General features: G+C 73.4%; 12 protein-coding genes. 6 read left to right on the forward strand and 6 right to left on the reverse strand.

Annotated elements, in window-relative coordinates; all coding sequences use genetic code 11:
- Positions 1 to 39 precede the first annotated feature (39 nt).
- Together H180DRAFT_RS08760 and H180DRAFT_RS08765 are read right to left on the reverse strand one after the other, a co-directional pair.
- Entirely contained in the window at positions 40 to 702 is a 663-nt protein-coding gene (locus H180DRAFT_RS08760) for an MHYT domain-containing protein (protein ID WP_254665935.1), read from the reverse strand.
- A gap of 374 nt (positions 703 to 1076) precedes the next feature.
- Positions 1077 to 1559, reverse strand: coding sequence for a type II toxin-antitoxin system PemK/MazF family toxin (locus tag H180DRAFT_RS08765; RefSeq protein ID WP_055485425.1), 483 nt, complete (start codon positions 1557 to 1559; stop codon positions 1077 to 1079).
- A 55-nt stretch (positions 1560 to 1614) separates the two neighbouring features.
- Between H180DRAFT_RS08765 and H180DRAFT_RS08770 the strand changes: the two genes are divergently transcribed.
- A complete protein-coding gene (locus H180DRAFT_RS08770) occupies positions 1615 to 2319 on the forward strand; it encodes a type 1 glutamine amidotransferase (protein WP_055485426.1) in 705 nt (234 codons plus the stop codon).
- An 18-nt stretch (positions 2320 to 2337) separates the two neighbouring features.
- On the opposite strand, the gene H180DRAFT_RS08775 is transcribed toward H180DRAFT_RS08770, so the two are convergent.
- The gene (locus H180DRAFT_RS08775; protein WP_055485427.1) at positions 2338 to 3072 is read right to left on the reverse strand and encodes a nucleoside/nucleotide kinase family protein; all 735 of its coding nucleotides are present in this window, start codon (positions 3070 to 3072) and stop codon (positions 2338 to 2340) included.
- A 328-nt stretch (positions 3073 to 3400) separates the two neighbouring features.
- On the opposite strand from H180DRAFT_RS08775, the gene H180DRAFT_RS29020 reads away from it, so the two are divergent.
- The 5 genes from H180DRAFT_RS29020 (at position 3401) to H180DRAFT_RS08800 (ending at position 10302) form a co-directional block, all read left to right on the forward strand.
- Entirely contained in the window at positions 3401 to 3718 is a 318-nt protein-coding gene (locus H180DRAFT_RS29020; protein ID WP_175437742.1) for an acylphosphatase, read from the forward strand.
- Positions 3715 to 4545, forward strand: a complete 831-nt coding sequence (locus H180DRAFT_RS08785) for a Mut7-C RNAse domain-containing protein (protein WP_055485428.1) — start codon at positions 3715 to 3717, stop codon at positions 4543 to 4545. Before H180DRAFT_RS29020 ends, H180DRAFT_RS08785 begins: the two co-directional genes overlap by 4 nt.
- A gap of 282 nt (positions 4546 to 4827) precedes the next feature.
- A complete protein-coding gene (locus tag H180DRAFT_RS08790; protein ID WP_055485429.1) occupies positions 4828 to 6459 on the forward strand; it encodes an alpha/beta hydrolase in 1632 nt (543 codons plus the stop codon).
- A gap of 125 nt (positions 6460 to 6584) precedes the next feature.
- Positions 6585 to 9698: a DEAD/DEAH box helicase family protein gene (locus H180DRAFT_RS30060; RefSeq protein ID WP_199822477.1), complete on the forward strand. Its 3114-nt coding sequence runs from the start codon at positions 6585 to 6587 to the stop codon at positions 9696 to 9698.
- Between the two features lie 91 nt (positions 9699 to 9789).
- On the forward strand, positions 9790 to 10302 hold the full coding sequence (locus tag H180DRAFT_RS08800) for an NUDIX hydrolase (protein ID WP_055485431.1): 513 nt from the start codon (positions 9790 to 9792) through the stop codon (positions 10300 to 10302).
- A 121-nt stretch (positions 10303 to 10423) separates the two neighbouring features.
- On the opposite strand, the gene H180DRAFT_RS08805 is transcribed toward H180DRAFT_RS08800, so the two are convergent.
- The 3 genes from H180DRAFT_RS08805 to H180DRAFT_RS08815 all read right to left on the reverse strand — a co-directional run bounded on the left by H180DRAFT_RS08805 (position 10424) and on the right by H180DRAFT_RS08815 (position 15241).
- On the reverse strand, positions 10424 to 10807 hold the full coding sequence (locus H180DRAFT_RS08805; protein WP_055485432.1) for a hypothetical protein: 384 nt from the start codon (positions 10805 to 10807) through the stop codon (positions 10424 to 10426).
- A 91-nt stretch (positions 10808 to 10898) separates the two neighbouring features.
- Positions 10899 to 12257: an SWIM zinc finger family protein gene (locus H180DRAFT_RS08810; protein WP_055485433.1), complete on the reverse strand. Its 1359-nt coding sequence runs from the start codon at positions 12255 to 12257 to the stop codon at positions 10899 to 10901.
- A gap of 86 nt (positions 12258 to 12343) precedes the next feature.
- Entirely contained in the window at positions 12344 to 15241 is a 2898-nt protein-coding gene (locus H180DRAFT_RS08815) for a DEAD/DEAH box helicase (RefSeq protein WP_055485621.1), read from the reverse strand.
- Between the last annotated feature and the right edge of the window lie 63 nt (positions 15242 to 15304).

A 15304-nucleotide genomic window follows, 5' to 3' on the forward strand; every position in this document is an offset into this window, starting at 1 on the left:
CCTGCCCGGCTGTGAGGGCCGTCCCTGCCGCCGGTGTCTTCAGCGGCGTTCGAAGGGGATCCATTCCAGCTTCTCGCCCGTTCCCTCCCCGGGACGTGTTCCCCACTTGCGCCTGCCGTCCCGTTCCATCATCGGATCGAGGCTGACGAACAGCGCGATGAGCAGCAGCAGAAGTACGGGGCCGATGAGCAAGGGCGTGAGGGTCCCCAGCGAGGAGCTGCCCACCGCGCCGGCGTCGCTGTAGAGGCTCACCGTCATTCCCGCCATGCCGGTGTAGTGCATCGCGACGAAGCCCAGCCCCATGATGAGCGCTGCCGCGAGCGAGGCGCCCATGTGCCGCACCCGCCTGGCGCACAGCAGGGCCGCGGCGCTCACGACGACGGCGACGGCTGCCGAGATCAGCATGAGCCTCTGGTCGTAGCGGACCGCACCGGCGACGCGCATCCCCATCATGCCCACGTAGTGCGAGGAGGCGACGCCCAGCCCGAGGGCCAGGCCGCCGCCGAGCACCGCGAGCCAGGCGTACCGGCGCAAGGAGACCAGGAAGAGCGCAACGGCCGAGATCCCGACGGCGACGAGGAGACTCGTGTACGTCGTCAGCGTGTCGTAGCCGATCTCGGCCTCGCCCACGCTGAAGCCGATCATCGCCACGACGTGCATGGTGAAGATGCCGATTCCGATGGCCACGGATCCGAGGGCCAACCACCCTGCTCCCCTTCGGCAATCGGCCATGGGGGCCCGCAGGGCGCATCTGAGTCCGACCGCGCTGCCGACGCAGGCCATGCCGTACGCCAGTAACGGCGTGACCGGTCCGTAGGTGAGAACCTCCGGCTGCGCGGCAGCGGTTCGGAACATCGCCCGTCATCCCCATCAGGAAGGAAGCGTGAGTCGATCGCCACAAGGCCGTCACATGATGAACACATGTACGGGGGGCTCATGTTATGTTCCTGCGCTCACGCGCGCGTCCCATTCCGGCAAGCCCGTCACGGCCGTTGGACGGGCGCACCGCGCCGCCCCTGCACCGCGGCGGATGCGGAGTCCGGATGGCTGCTCCCGGCCGACGGCGAGGGGCCCGCTCAGCGCCACCCGTATATCTGCTGCAGACGGTGCACGACACGGTTGAACCTCGCCCGGTCCAGCGCACACGCCTCGCGCCGCATCCCGTCCGGGTGCACCCGCAGCACCCGCTCCGTACTCACCCACGAGTCGCGTCCGCTGCGGTCCCACGGGCCGGCGCCGAGCGGGAGCCAGCCGGGACGCCCGTGCTGCTCCCGCGAGGTCAACTGGACGCCGAGCAGCGTGCCTTGAGGCTCCCGGGCCACGATCAACACGGGACGGTCCTTGCCCCTGCCGTCGTCCTCCTCGTAGGGCACCCACGTCCAGACGATCTCGCCGGGGTCCGGATCACCGTCGGGGTCCGGGTGGTAAGCGGTGCGTACGGCCCCGGTCTCCGCGGGCTCCACCTCTTCGGTCGCCGTGGGGCCGCTCCTGCCCGGGGCGTCGGATGCAGCGGGCGCACCGGGTGCGGTCTCGCGGACGTCGTTGTTTGAATGGCTCATGCCGGGAACCTATCTCCGTCCAGGAACGGGGCACGACGAGGGAAGGCGGGGCGGGATGAGGAGAGTTCTCGTGGTGCAGAACACTCCGGCCGGAGGGCCGGGGCGGATCGGCGACTGGCTCGGCGAAGAAGGACTGGCACTGGACGTCGTGCACGCCTACGACGGCGGGCAGTTGCCGCGGGACCTCTCGGGTCATCACGGCCTTCTCGTGCTCGGCGGCGGTTACATGCCCGACGCGGACGGCAGTGCCCCCTGGCTCGCCGCCGTCCGCGGGCTGGCCCGGCAGGCACTCAAGAAGGACGTTCCGGTGCTCGGCATCTGCCTGGGCGCGCAGCTGCTCGCGCACGTCGCCGGCGGCACGGTACGGGCGCGGCACGGACTGCCGGAGTCGGGGAGCACCGAACTGACGCTGCTGCCCGAGGCGTCGGACGATGCGCTCTTCCACGGGCTGCCGCCGCGCCTGAAGGCCGTCGAGCACCGTGTCGACGCGATCACCGCGCTCCCGCGGGACGCCCAGCTGCTCGCGAGCAGCGAGCGCTGTCCCGTGCAGGCCTTCCGCGTCGGGGACCGCGCGTGGGGCCTGCAGTTCCATCCCGAGGCGACGCCGCACCACATCCGCGGCTGGGACGCGGAGGCACTTCGCGAACAGGGCTTCGACCGTGAGGAGTTGGTCCTCGCGGCCGAACGGGACGAGCCCGCGGCCAGGACGGTCTGGCACACGCTCACGCGCCGCTTCGCCGCTGTCGTGAGCGACGGCTGAGCCGCGGGACCGGGAACGTCAGCCGGGCGGTTCACCGCTGTTGCGCGGCGGACCGCTCCACGCGGGATGCTCCGGCTTGTCGGCGCGTACGAAGACGTCCGCGGTGTCCGCCGGTGCCACCTCCTCCTCGTAGCGGGCGAAGGCCGGCAGTCTCCAGCGCTCACCGGCCGGTGTCTGCCGCTCCAGGGCCGCCCCGGAGAGTCCCAGATGCACCGACAGGTCGAAGGGGAACCACCTCCCGAGGAGAAACGGCCCGTGCAGCAGCATCACGCCGCCCGGGGGCAGTTGGACACGGGGACTGCGGGTGGGCCGGTCGGCCGACGGGGCCCGGAGGTCGGGCAGGACGCGGCCGTCACCGCCGGGGTCGAGGGGGCCGAAGACCTCACGCCACAGGGCCCCGGTGTCGTGCCACAGGTCGTAGTACGCGTCCGGGTCCTGCTTGCCGAACTCGAAGCGCAGGGAGTCCGCCCGCAGGAAGCTGTCGGCGTCGATGACGAGCGCCGGCAGGCCACGCAGACGCAAGGCCTCGGCGAGCCGGCCGGCGAGCGCGCCGGGCCGCGCGGGCGGGGCGCCGTCGACGGCGACGCGACGCCACGCGCTGCCGTCCCGCGCCCCCGGGACGCCCTCCGAAGCGTCCTGCGAACCGGCGCCACGCTGCGCGGAACGACCGGCGAGGTGGTCGGCGAGGTGGTCGGCGAGGTGGTCGGCGAGCTGCTGCGTGAGCCGCTCCCAGGTGATCGCTTCGAGTCGCACGTCCTCATCCTGACGCGCGCGGCGCTGGGCGCGCATCCACGAAGGCACGCGCACCGCAGGAGACGGGACACGGGGGCGGCGACGCGGAGCGGGACCGCGACGGGGGCCGGGGCGGAGGGGGAGCGGGAGGCCGGGGAGCGGGCCGGGCCGGGCTGCTGCGGGCGCCGCCGGGAGAAGCGGGGCGGGGACGCGCCGGGCTGCGGTGTCCGACGGCGCGGGCGGGCCCGCCCGCGCCGGTTCTCCGCTGGAGCACCCGCCCGCCTTGTCCCTATCCTGGGTGAGTGATCCACCGGCGTCGACGCCATGACCCTCCGGAGGTGTCCGGCCGATGTACCGCAAGCGCGTGATCGTCTCAGGCGACGTGCAGGGCGTCTTCTTCCGCGACTCCTGCCGCGCGACGGCCGAGGCCCAGGGCGTCTTCGGCTGGGTCCGCAACCTCCCCGACGGCAGGGTCGAGGCCGCCTTCGAAGGCGAGACGGGTGTCGTGGAGCAACTCGTGGACTGGGCGCGGGAGGGCCCGCCGACCGCCCGTGTGGAGAAGGCCGAGGAATTCGAGGAGGAGCCGCAGGGGCTGACCGCCTTCGAGGTCCGTCCGACGCCGCCGGCCGGGTCCGCTCCCACCGACACGCCCTCCGGCGGCCCGTGACACCGGCGCACATCCGGCTCCGCTTCGACGACGGCCTGCGCTTCTTCCTCGCCGCGCGCCACCGCGGATCCGGTGCGGCGAGCCTGTCCCACGACGGGACGTCGACGCTCGGCCACGTCGTCCAGTCGCTGGGCGTTCCGCTGACGGAGGTGGGAGAGCTGACGGTGCGCGGACCGGGTGATGCCGCCGCCCGCCGGGTCTCCCCCTCCTACCGCCCGCGCGACGAAGAGGTCGCCGACGTCGCAGCTGCTGCGCGGCCGCAGCCGGTTCCCGCACCGACTCCGCCGCGCTTCGTCCTCGATGTGCATCTGGGCGCGCTGGCAAGGCGCCTGCGGCTCGTCGGGCTGGACACCGCCTACGGCAACGACAGTTCCGACGACGCGCTGCTCGCCCAGGCCAACGCCGAGCGGCGGGTGCTGCTCACACAGGACCGCGGACTGCTGCTCCGCAGGGCTCTGTGGCTCGGCGCGTATGTGCGGGGCGCCCGGCCCGACGACCAACTCCTCGACGTCCTGGACCGGTTCGCGCCCGCTCTGGAGCCGTGGACGCGCTGCATGGCCTGCAACGGCACGCTGGCGCCGGTCGCGAAGGCCGAGATCGCCGCGCTGCTCCGGCCGGGCACCCGGCGTACGTACGAGACGTTCATGCGCTGCCGCTCCTGCTCACGCCTCTTCTGGCGCGGCGCTCACAGCGACAGGCTGGAGTCGCTGGTGACGACGGCGCAGGAGGCGGCGCGTGAGGCGGCGCGTGCGGGCCCGGAGCAGGCGGCCGTCTCCGACGGGCCGGGCGGCACGGATACGCGGGCCGGCCCGCGGCTCGAGCCCTGACGGGCGGCTCCCGCTCCGGCCCTCCGCCCGGAACCTGCGCGAGCAGTGAACATCGCCGCCATGCCGCCCAGGAGGTGCCGGGGACGACGCCAACACACGCGCGGACGGGAGCTGTTGCGCCACGTGCACGCAGCCGGGCGCGGCACCCGGCGAAGATGCGCGGCACATTCCAGGTCACAGCAGGGGACCTATTTCCGCCGGAAGCATCCCGAGTGGCTGCGGAGTGCTGCACGATGCGGTATGGCCGCGGGATGCGGCCTTGACTCTCCCACTGGAGCTCGGATGAAAAGACGCGTCATGGCCGTGTACGGCGGCGCAGCGGTCGTACTGGCAGGACTGATCACAGCCGTACCGGTGGCGGCGAACGCCGGGTCCACCGACGCCGCCGGCCCGTCGGGCAGCGCCGGCAGCACTCTCAAGTGGACGGACTGCGCCACCGAGAACTACCCGGACCTGGAGTGCTCCAAGGTCCGTGTGCCGCTGGACCACGACAAGCCGGGCGGCAAGAAGATCACCATCGCGCTCTCGCGCGTTCAGCACACCGCCGACAAGTCCCAGGGCCCGCTGCTGGTCAACCCCGGCGGCCCGGGCGGCAGCGGGCTGACTCTCGCGGGCTTCGTCGCCAAGTCGCTGCCGAAGAAGGTCGCGTCGCAGTACGACGTGATCGGTTTCGACCCTCGCGGAGTCGGAAAGAGTGAGCCCGCACTCGACTGCAAGCCCGGCTACTTCGACCCGGTGCGTCCCGACAGCGTGCCGCGCAGCGCGAAGGACGAACTGGCCAACATCAAGCGTGCGAAGGGCTTCGCCGAGGCGTGCGGCAAGATGCACGGCAAGCTGCTGAACCACATCAACACCGTCAACGCGGTGAAGGACATGGACAGCATCCGCACCGCCCTCGGCGCCAAGAAGATCAACTACTTCGGCTACTCGTACGGCACCTACCTCGGCGCCGTCTACTCCAAGCTGTTCCCGGACCGCGTCCGCCGCGCGGTGCTCGACAGCATCGTCGACCCGGACGGCGTCTGGTACGAGACCAACATCTCCCAGGACTACGCATTCGACGAGCGCCACAAGGCCTTCGCCGCGTGGGTCGCCAAGCACGACGCGGACTACAAGCTCGGCAAGGACCCGGCCGCGGTCGAGAAGGCCTGGTACGGGATGCGCGACGCGCTGCGGAAGAAGCCGGCAGGTGACAAGGTCGGTCCTTCCGAACTCGAGGACACCTACCTCCCGGGCGGCTACTACAACGGCTACTGGCCCGATCTGGCCGCCGCCTTCGCGACGTTCGTCAACGACAAGGACTCCGCTCCGCTCGTCGACGCGTACGAGGCGATGGCGTCCGTCGACGCCTCGGGCGACAACGGCTACTCCATCTACACCGCGGTCGAGTGCCGTGACGCGCCCTGGCCGCGCGACTGGGGCACCTGGCACCGCGACATGGCGAAGGTGCACGAGAAGGCACCCTTCATGACCTGGAACAACGCCTGGTACAACGCTCCTTGTGCCTTCTGGCCGACGAAGTCCCAGAAGCCGGTGGACGTTTCGAACAAGAAGCTTCCGCCCGTGCTGCTCTTCCAGGCCACCGACGACGCGGCCACCCCGTACGAGGGCGGCGTCAGCATGCACCGCAAGCTGCGCGGTTCGAGCCTGGTGGTCGAGGAGGGCGGCGGCAACCACGGCATCACGCTCGGCGGCAGCGAATGCCTGGACGGCTACCTGGCCGACTACCTCGAGACCGGCAAGGTCCCCGAGGGCAAGGGCGGCGGCGAGGCCGACGCCACCTGCGAGGCACTGCCCGATCCGGAGCCGCTGAGCCCGGAGGAGGCCAAGTCCGCCGTGCCGGCACCGTACGGCTCCGACAGCACCGCCGACAGCGGCGCCGAGCTGCACCGCCTGCTCGGAAACCGCAACTGACAAGGCCGAGCCGGCGGGCAGGCGGCCCGCCGGCCGGCCGGTCCGTGAGCACGCATGAGCGCTCCGGGCGCGGTGGCACACGCCCCGCCGTCCGGAGCGCTCACGGGCCGTCCTACGGTACGGGCGTGAACTCCGTCGCTGAGGCAATGAGCCGTCTGCGCCCTCCGTACGCGCTGCGCAAGCACCAGGAGGACGCGCTGGCGCGGCTGATGCGGGTGACCGGGCGAGACGCCCGGGGCGCGAAGCCGGGCCGGGACGACGGGGGGTCCGGTGGCGCGGGCGGCTCCGGCGGCTCGCCTCAACAGGCCCGTGCCTGGGTCGTGTTGCCGCCCGGCATGGGCAAGACGCTGACCGGGCTGGAGGCCGCGCGCAGGCTCGGCGCCCCCGTCGTCGTCCTCACCCCGAACACCGCGATCCAGGGCCAGTGGCTGCGGGAGTGGGAGGCGTTCGTCCCCGGCTCCGGCTCCGGCTGCGGGGACGGCGACGGCGACGGCGCGCCGGCGGACACCGCAACCGGTGCCGAGAGCCCCGCGCCGACCGCGCTGACCGCACCGTCCGTGCCGGCCGGCACGGACCGCGGCCTCGACTGCCCGGTCACCGTGCTCACTTACCAGTCGCTGGCCTCCTTCGACCCCGACGCCGAGGTCGACGAGGACGGCAGCGAACGCAGAGCTCGCAGCTCAACCGCTCCGCGCGCGGCAGCAGCCCGGACGGTGCGGCACCTGCACAGGCTCCGTCCTCAGGGGCTCGAACTCGTCGAGGCACTGCGACGCACGGGAACCTTCACCCTCCTGCTCGACGAGTGCCACCATCTCCTCGACACCTGGGGCGAGTTGCTGGCCGAGCTGCTGCGTGAGCTTCCCGACGCCACGGTCATCGGCCTCACCGCCACACCCCCCGACCGGCTCTCTCCCGCACAGGCCGAGCTGGTGACCGAGCTGTTCGGCCCTGCGGTACAGGGTCCCTCGATCCCCGCCGCCGTACGGGAGGGCAACCTCACCCCGTACGCCGAGCTGTGCTGGCTGACCGCGCCCACGCCCGTCGAGACGGACTGGCTCGCCGCCGAGGCCGAGCGCTTCACCGAGCTGACGACCGGCCTCCTCGACCCGGACTTCGCCTCCCTGCCATTCCTGACCTGGCTGGACGAGCGGTTCGTCGTCCGCCGGGGCCCGGACGGAGCACGCGTGCCGTGGGCGCGGCTGGCGCGCGACCGTCCCGAACTCACCGCTGCCGCACTGCGGTTCCACCACGCGGGGCTTCTCTCGCTGCCCGAGGGAGCACGGCCGCACGAGGAGCACCGCCGCGCCCCCGGCGCGGACGACTGGGTGCGGCTGCTGGACGACTGGGTGCGGCACTGCCTGCGACGCAGCGGCTCGCCGCGGGACGCCGAGGTCCTGGAGGCGCTGCGGAAGGCACTCCCGTCCGTGGGGCACCAGTTGACGGCGCGCGGAATCCGCGGCGGCCGCTCGCCCGTCGACCGGGTGCTGGCACGCAGCGCCGCCAAGCCGCAGGCAGTGAAGGAGATCCTCGCGGCGGAGGACGCGGCGCTCGGCGACGGGCTGCGCGCGGTCGTCGTCTGCGACCACGAGCGTGCCACGGCGACCCTCCCGGCCCGGCTGACCGGAGTGCTGGAGGCTCAGGCCGGTTCGGCCGTGCTGGTGCTGGAGGAGCTGGCGTCCGATCCGCGCACGGCAGCGCTCGAACCGGTGCTGGTGACGGGCCGTACGGTGGCCGCACAACGGGAGACCGCGGAGCGGCTGATGGCGTACTGCCGTGCGGCACTCGCTCCCGGCATGGAGCTGAGCGCCGAGCCGCTGGACGCGCGCGGCGAATCCGCCGACGGCGGCGACGGCAGCGGCCACGGCGACGGTGACCCGGGTTTCCCGGGCACGGGCGCGGCCGGCGTCGCGGCCGGTTCGGGTCCGCTCGTCCGCGTCGTCGGCCCGTCGGCCTGGAACAGCCGACGCTGGGTCGAGCTGGTGACCCGCTTCTTCGAGCGCGGCGGCACCCGCGTGCTCATCGGCACCCGCGGCATGCTGGGCGAGGGCTGGGACGCCCGCCGGGTCAACACACTGGTCGACCTCACGGAGGCGACGACGCCCACCGCGGTCGTCCAGACGCGGGGCCGCGCGCTGCGGCTCGACCCGGACCATCCCGGCAAGGTCGCCAACACCTGGTCGGTGGTGTGCGTCGCGGAGGCGCATCCGCGCGGCGACCGCGACTGGAGCCGCTTCGTCCGCAAGCACGACGGCTATCTCGGGCTGACGGACGCGGGTGAGGTCATGGTCGGCGTCCCCCACGTCCACCCCGAGCTGTCCCCTTACGCGCCGCCGCCGGCAACGGAGTTCGACCGTCTGAACGTCACGATGCTCCAGCGCTCCGCCGCCCGGGACGAGGTGCGGGAGCGATGGCGCCTGGGCGAGCCGTACGAGGACGAACTGGTCCACACGGTCCGGGTGACCGTCCCCCGCGAAAGGGCCGCCGCCCCCGTCCCCGTGGTGCGACCGGGGAGTGCGCCCGCGGCGGTCCCCGCAGCGCGCGGGGTCCGTCCGGCCCGTTCCGCCGGCGGCTCCGGGCTCTCCCGTACGGCCGTGCCCGGTGCCGCGTTCGCCGGCGCTCTCGGAACGGTGGCTTCCGCGGCCGCCGCGCTGCCGGGGATGCTCGCCGCGGCAGCGGGCGGCCTCGCGGCCTGCGCCGCCTACACCACGGTTCATACGGAGGAGATGCGGCGGCACCTGAAGAACGTGGCGGAGGATCCCGTGCTCGTGCACATCGCGTGGGCCACGGCGCAGGCCCTGCACAAGGCGGGGCTGGTCCCGCGCGGTCCGGAGGGCGTCTGCGTCGAGCCCGACGAGACGGGTGCCTACCGCGTGGAGCTGGACGGGGTGCCCCAGGAGGCCTCCGCTCTCTTCGCCTCGGCCTTCGACGAGGCCGTCTCCCCCCTGACCTCGCCCCGTTACGTCGTGCCGCGCCATCTCCTGCCGCCTCCCACGGCGGGCTCCGCCTTCCGCGCCCTGTGCCGCAGGCCACGCGTCAACGCGGTCGTCCACCACGCGGTGCCCGCGCCGCTCGCGGAGAACCGCCGTCTCGCGGACGTCTTCGCCGCCGCCTGGAACACCTACGTCAGCACGGGCGCGCCGCTCTACACGCGCTCCCCCGAAGGAGCGGGCGTCCTCGCCGCTCAGGCGGGCGGCTCGCCGCTGGAGGTCACGACAGCGATGCGGATGACGTGGCAGTGAGCCGACCGTTCCCGGAGGCTGACGCACAGCTTGCGGAAGCGGACGCACAGCACCCCGCACGGGCCCGCCCCCCGAGGCGCTGGAGAAGAGCATGAACGAGCAACGAGAGTCCGCCCGGGACGGTGCCGCCGTCGCCGCCGTCATCAACGGCCAGACATGGCACGTCGCGTGGCATCCGCCCCCTGAGCCGCCGCCGGGCACTCCGCACGGTGCGGAGGCGCTGTGCCTCGCAGACGACCGCGTCGTCGTGGTCAGCGGCGACGGCCGGCACTGGGGTCTGCCCGCGGGCCGCCCCGAGCAGCATGAGCAGTGGGCGGGGACGATGCGCCGCGAAGTACGTGAGGAGGCCTGCGCGGCGGTCACGGGCTGCCGGCTCCTCGGCTTCAGCCGCGGTGTCTGCGTCCGGGGCTCCCAGGAGGGTCTGGTGCTCGTCCGGTCGATGTGGCGTGCAGAGGTGCAACTGGAGCCGTGGGAGCCGCAGTTCGAGATGTCCCACCGCCGTCTGCTGCCGGCCCGGCAGGCATTCCGCTCCCTCACGGTCCCCGGCGGTCTCGTCCCCTTCTACCGCCGGCTGTTCGCCGAAGCCGGCGTTCCCACGTCCTGAGTAGGGGACTTCCACGGGCCGGGCGTCTCGTGCGGAACCGGGCGCTCGATGTGCTTCCGTCGCCTCGGCGAGCCGGGCCGGGCCGGTGCGGGCATGCCTGCACGAATCCGAACGACAGGACCTAACCGCCGAAGCTGATCGGCCCCGAGAAGTCGCGGCCCTGAATGAGGGAGCCGCTGATGCGGGTGTCGCCGGAAACGGTGTTGTGGACGCTGCCGGGGGCGATCCGGAGGGTGAATCCGTGCCGCCCGGCCCATGTCTCCAGGTCGTCGGCGAAGGTTTCGTCCTCCTCGCTCGCCTCGATCACGGCGGTGGTCAGCAGACGGACCTGCTCCTCGTCACCGGCGTCGTCGGGCAGCGCGATCTCGTCTCCCGGCCGCCCCCTGCCGATGCGGCGGCACAGGTCGAGCAGCGACTCCCACGCGTGCCGGCCAGCCTCCGTACCGGCCGAGGCGGCGGCCGCGCCGACGGCCGCGGCGATCGCTCCCGCTGAAGCAGTGTCCATGCCGGTCCCCCTCCGAAGTCCGCATCCGCGCACGGCTTTTGATGGTAGCGGCGGACCGCACGCCGACGGGGAGGGGCGGCCGGGCGGAACGTCATCCCGCCAGCAGCGCAGTGAGCGCGGCCACCGGGTCACCGGCCGAGGGGCCCTCCGGCCACCATTCTTCCCCCTCCGCACCCCTGGAGGCCTCGCTGCGGTACGGGTACCAGCGGCTGTCCCGGCCGAAGCGGATCTGGAAGGTCCCGGTGGGGTCTGTGAGGCGGTTGCGGTGTATCGACATCCGCGGCAGCCCGGCGGCGGCGAGCGCGCCGCGTGCCCGGTCGAAGTTGCCCGCAGGCGGATCCCAGGCGGACTCCAGTACGGCCACTCCTTCACTGCCCTGCCGCCAGGCCGCCGCCGCCCGTGCGAGGCCCGGCGCCGTCTGGCCGCTCTCGCGGGCGAGACGGGCGAAGCGGGCGGAGAGAGTGCCACGCCCCGTGAGTTCGGGGTGGGTGGCCGCCAGCCTGATCGCGTCGTGCCGCGGTGGGAGCGGTGCGAGCCCGGCGTGGTCGGCGCGATCGGCGTGGTCGGCGCGATCGGCCGTCAGGGCCGTATGTGCCCGCTGCGCCGCGTGGGCGGCGAGGAAGGCGAGGTCCGACGGGTCGGGTGCGCCGGGGAGTTCGGGCAGCGGGGGCGGTTCCCCTGCTGCGGACGGCGGTTCGAGGGGTGCCGGCAGGGGCGGACGTACGGACGTGGCCAGCACCTCGCGGGCAGGCACCTCACGGGCAGGCACGCCGGAAGCCGCCCCCTCGCCTGCGGCCGCTTCCCCGGGCCGGTCCTGCCCGGCCTCCGGATCATGGACGCCGCGCGCCTCATGAACGCTGCGCGCCTCACGGGCGCGGCGGGCCTCACGGGCGTCGCGCGCGCTCGATCTCGCGTTGCGCCGGGCGAGTTCGCCCAGCAGCTCCTCCTCGTCCCGGCCGCGCAGAAGCAGCAGCACGAACGGGTCGGAGTCCAGGAAACGCGCCGTCTGATAGCACAGCGCGGCCGCGTGCTTGCACGGGTACCCGTCGTCGGGGCACGAGCAGTCCGGCTCCAGGTCTCCGGGCCCCGGCAGGAGCCGCACCCCTGAAGCGGTGGCCGCGTCCACCAGCGCGTGCGGCATGTCCTTGTCCAACAGGGCGGCGATGAACGCGGGTTGCGCGCAGACGGCGTCCAGGAAGCCGTCCCATTGCGGCCCGGTCAGCACCCGCGAACGGATCACCGTGCGGTACGGACGGGACCGGCTGCCGGTGACCGGCGCAGCGATCCGGCCGGGCGTGACCGTGATCGTGCCGACGTGTCCGCCGCGCGCGTACGTACGGCCCCGCGAGAGCCGCCCCGCGTCCAGCGAGGTCTCCTCCAGGGCCCGCACCCACGCGTCGCCCCACCACGACGTCGCGAAGGACTTCCGCGCGCCCGGCGTCGGAGGCACGGGCGGGAGGCTTCGCGTCCGTGCAGCAGCGGGACGGGCGCCGCGGCCAGGGACCTCACCGAATGCGCCCCGCGCACCGGACCGGCTCATGCCGTCCTCCGCAGAGCGACGAGATCGGCGAGCTCCTCGTCGCTCAGCTCGGACAGGGCCGCCGCCTCACCGCCGTCGAGCACCGCGTCGGCCAACTCCCGTTTGGCGTCGAGCAGCAGAGCGATCCGCTCCTCGACCGTCCCCTCGGTGACGATGCGGTGCACCTGCACGGGCTGCGTCTGCCCGATGCGGTAGGCGCGGTCGGTGGCCTGCTCCTCCACGGCGGGATTCCACCAGCGGTCGTAGTGCACTACGTGCGCGGCGCGCGTGAGGTTGAGACCGGTGCCCGCGGCCTTCAACGAGAGCAGGAACACCGGGACTTCGCCGCTCTGGAAGCGGCGGACCATCTCCTCGCGCCGCGCGACGGGTGTACCGCCGTGCAGCAACTGCGCCTGCACGCCCCGCTGATGAAGATGGTGCCCGAGGAGCCGGGCCATCTCCACGTACTGCGTGAAGACCAGCACCGCTGCGTCCTCGGCGAGGATGACCTCCAGCAGCTCGTCGAGCAGCTCCAGCTTCCCCGAGCGCCCGGCGAGCACGGCGCCGGCCTCCCCTCCCGGTGCGGCGACGGCCTCCTTCAGATACTGCGCCGGGTGGTTGCAGATCTGCTTGAGGGCAGTGAGCAGCTTCATCACCAGGCCGCGGCGCGCCATGCCCTCCGCCGCCTCGATCCCGGCCATGGTCTCGCGGACGACGGCCCCGTAGAGCCCGGCCTGTTCACGTACGAGCCCGACGGGATGGTCCGTGACGGTCTTCGGCGGCAGCTCGGGGGCAATGCCCGGATCCGACTTCCTGCGACGCAGCAGGAACGGAGCCACCAGACGCGCCAGCCGCTGGGTCGCCTCCTCGTCCTCACCGCCCTCGACGGCGCGGGCGTGGCGTGCACGGAAGGACTTCAGCGGGCCGAGCAGACCCGGTGTCGTCCAGTCGAGAACGGCCCACAGTTCGGAGAGGTTGTTCTCGACGGGTGTGCCGGTGAGGGCAACGCGCGCGGGTGCGGGGACGGTACGCAGGGCCTTGGCCGTGGCCGAGTGCGGGTTCTTCACGTGCTGCGCCTCGTCGGCGACGACCAGCCCCCAGCGCTGCGCGGCCAGTTCGGGGGCGCTGGAGCGCATCGTGCCGTATGTGGTCAGGACGAAGCCGCCGGCGGAGTCGTCCGGGACGGCGCCGGGCAGGCTGCGGTCGGAGCCGTGGAACCGGCGCACCGGCACGCCCGGGGCGAAGCGTTCGATCTCCCGCTGCCAGTTGCCCAGGAGCGAGGCGGGACAGACGACGAGGGTGGGCTCCCGCGAACCCGACCGCGCACGGTGCAGATGGAGCGCGATGAGGGTGACGGTCTTGCCGAGCCCCATGTCGTCGGCGAGGCAGCCGCCCAGGCCGAGGGACGTCATCAGGTCGAGCCAGGCCAGACCCTGCAACTGGTAGTCGCGGAGGGTGGCTTGGAGCCCCTCCGGCTGGGCGAGCGGGGGCGGTTCGGAGCGCAGGCGTGCGCGCAGCTTCTCCAGTGCGCCGACGGGGACGGCCTCGACGGTCTCCCCGTCGACCTCCGCTGCGCCGGTGAGCGCGGCGGACAGCGCGTCGGCCGGCTCCAGCATGCCCAGGTTGCGTTTGCGGGCCTTGCGTACGAGCCCGGGATCGACCAGGACCCACTGGCCGCGCAGCTGTACCACCGGAAGGTGGGCCTCGGCCAGCGCGTCCATCTCGGCCTCGGTGAGCTGTTCGCCGCCGAGCGCCAACTGCCAGCGGAACTCGAGCAGTTCGTCGGCCTCGAAGAAGCCGAACCCGTCCGAGGCACTGCCCGGAGCGGGACGGATCACGGCGGTCGCGGTCAGTTCACGGGCGACTTCGCGTGGCCAGTGCACGGCGACGCCGGCGGACGCGAGCGCGGTGGCGGCCCTGCCGAGCAGATCGCTCAGCTCCTCCTCCGACAGCGGCAGCACGTCCGGGACGGGACGCTCCAGCAATCGCCCCAGCGGCGGCCACACGCGGGAAGCCCGGCGCAGCCCGAGGAGGGTGTCGATGCGGGCTCGCGGGCCGAAGTGTTCGGCTCCCGCCCAGAGTTGAGCGGCGTCGGCGACGAGCGCGGGATCGGCGAGACTGTGCACCTGCACCACGGCCGCCGAACCCCGCCGAACCCGGTCGCCACCGTTCTCACCGGCGGCGGCCTCGTCATCGGGGCCCGTGTCGAACAGATCGCCGGCCGCGAGGTCGAGACGCAGAGAGATCCGCACGCCCACGTCCGTCCCTGCCGCGACCTCCGCGGCCCATTCACGCGCTCCCGGCAGCCGTTGCGGCGCCCACGCGGCGAAGGGCGCACCCGCGGCGTACGGCGCCGCCGGGGTGCGCGGGAGGGTGTCCGCGACGGCGTCGAGAAAGGACCGCAGCAGGGGCTCCGCGGAGGGCACCCGCAGCGGTCCGCCGTTGCCGGGCACGGCCACGGCGTGCGCCTCGGCCGGCATCGCGGCGGCGATCGCCCGCAGATGCCCGACGTCGCGGGCCTCCAGCGGACCGGCCCGCCATTCGTCGCAGTCCCCGCCGCCGAGGCCGGGCAGCAGACGACCCCGCGCGACCAGATGCAGGGCGTGCAGCGCGGCGGCGCCCCAGCAGGCGGCCGCCGGGTGCGCTCCCTGCTGCCGGCGTGCGTTCACCAGCGACGGCAGCGCGTCGCCGACGCTCACGCTCAGGGCACCGACCGTACGGGCGCGGGCACCCCTGCCGTGCCGCCGCGCGACGGTCAGCTCCGTCAGCTCCGCGCCGGAAACTTCGCACTCGCCGGGCGGCGGCAGCTCCCCGCCGTCCGGACGCCAGAAGGCGACCCGGCCCGTCCGCGACGGCTCCCCCGGCAGGAAGACCGCGGCGCACCGCGCGAGCCCCTCCCTCGGCAGCACCTCCATCCGGGCCACCACTTCTTCCGCTTCTCGTGCTGCGGGGACCGTGCGCTCCCCGGTGACGCACGG

It is taken from the genome of Streptomyces sp. WMMB 322 (assembly GCF_900090145.1).
Taxonomy (GTDB): Bacteria; Actinomycetota; Actinomycetes; order Streptomycetales; family Streptomycetaceae; genus Streptomyces.

Coding starts and splice junctions, on each gene's coding strand:
- H180DRAFT_RS08765 (WP_055485425.1), bottom strand. CDS start 1,559: ATGAGCCATTCAAACAACGACGTCCGCGAGACCGCACCCGGTGCGCCC.
- H180DRAFT_RS08770 (WP_055485426.1), top strand. CDS start 1,615: ATGAGGAGAGTTCTCGTGGTGCAGAACACTCCGGCCGGAGGGCCGGGG.
- H180DRAFT_RS29020 (WP_175437742.1), top strand. CDS start 3,401: ATGTACCGCAAGCGCGTGATCGTCTCAGGCGACGTGCAGGGCGTCTTC.
- H180DRAFT_RS08790 (WP_055485429.1), top strand. CDS start 4,828: ATGAAAAGACGCGTCATGGCCGTGTACGGCGGCGCAGCGGTCGTACTG.
- H180DRAFT_RS08800 (WP_055485431.1), top strand. CDS start 9,790: ATGAACGAGCAACGAGAGTCCGCCCGGGACGGTGCCGCCGTCGCCGCC.
- H180DRAFT_RS08805 (WP_055485432.1), bottom strand. CDS start 10,807: ATGGACACTGCTTCAGCGGGAGCGATCGCCGCGGCCGTCGGCGCGGCC.
- H180DRAFT_RS08815 (WP_055485621.1), bottom strand. CDS start 15,241: ATGGAGGTGCTGCCGAGGGAGGGGCTCGCGCGGTGCGCCGCGGTCTTC.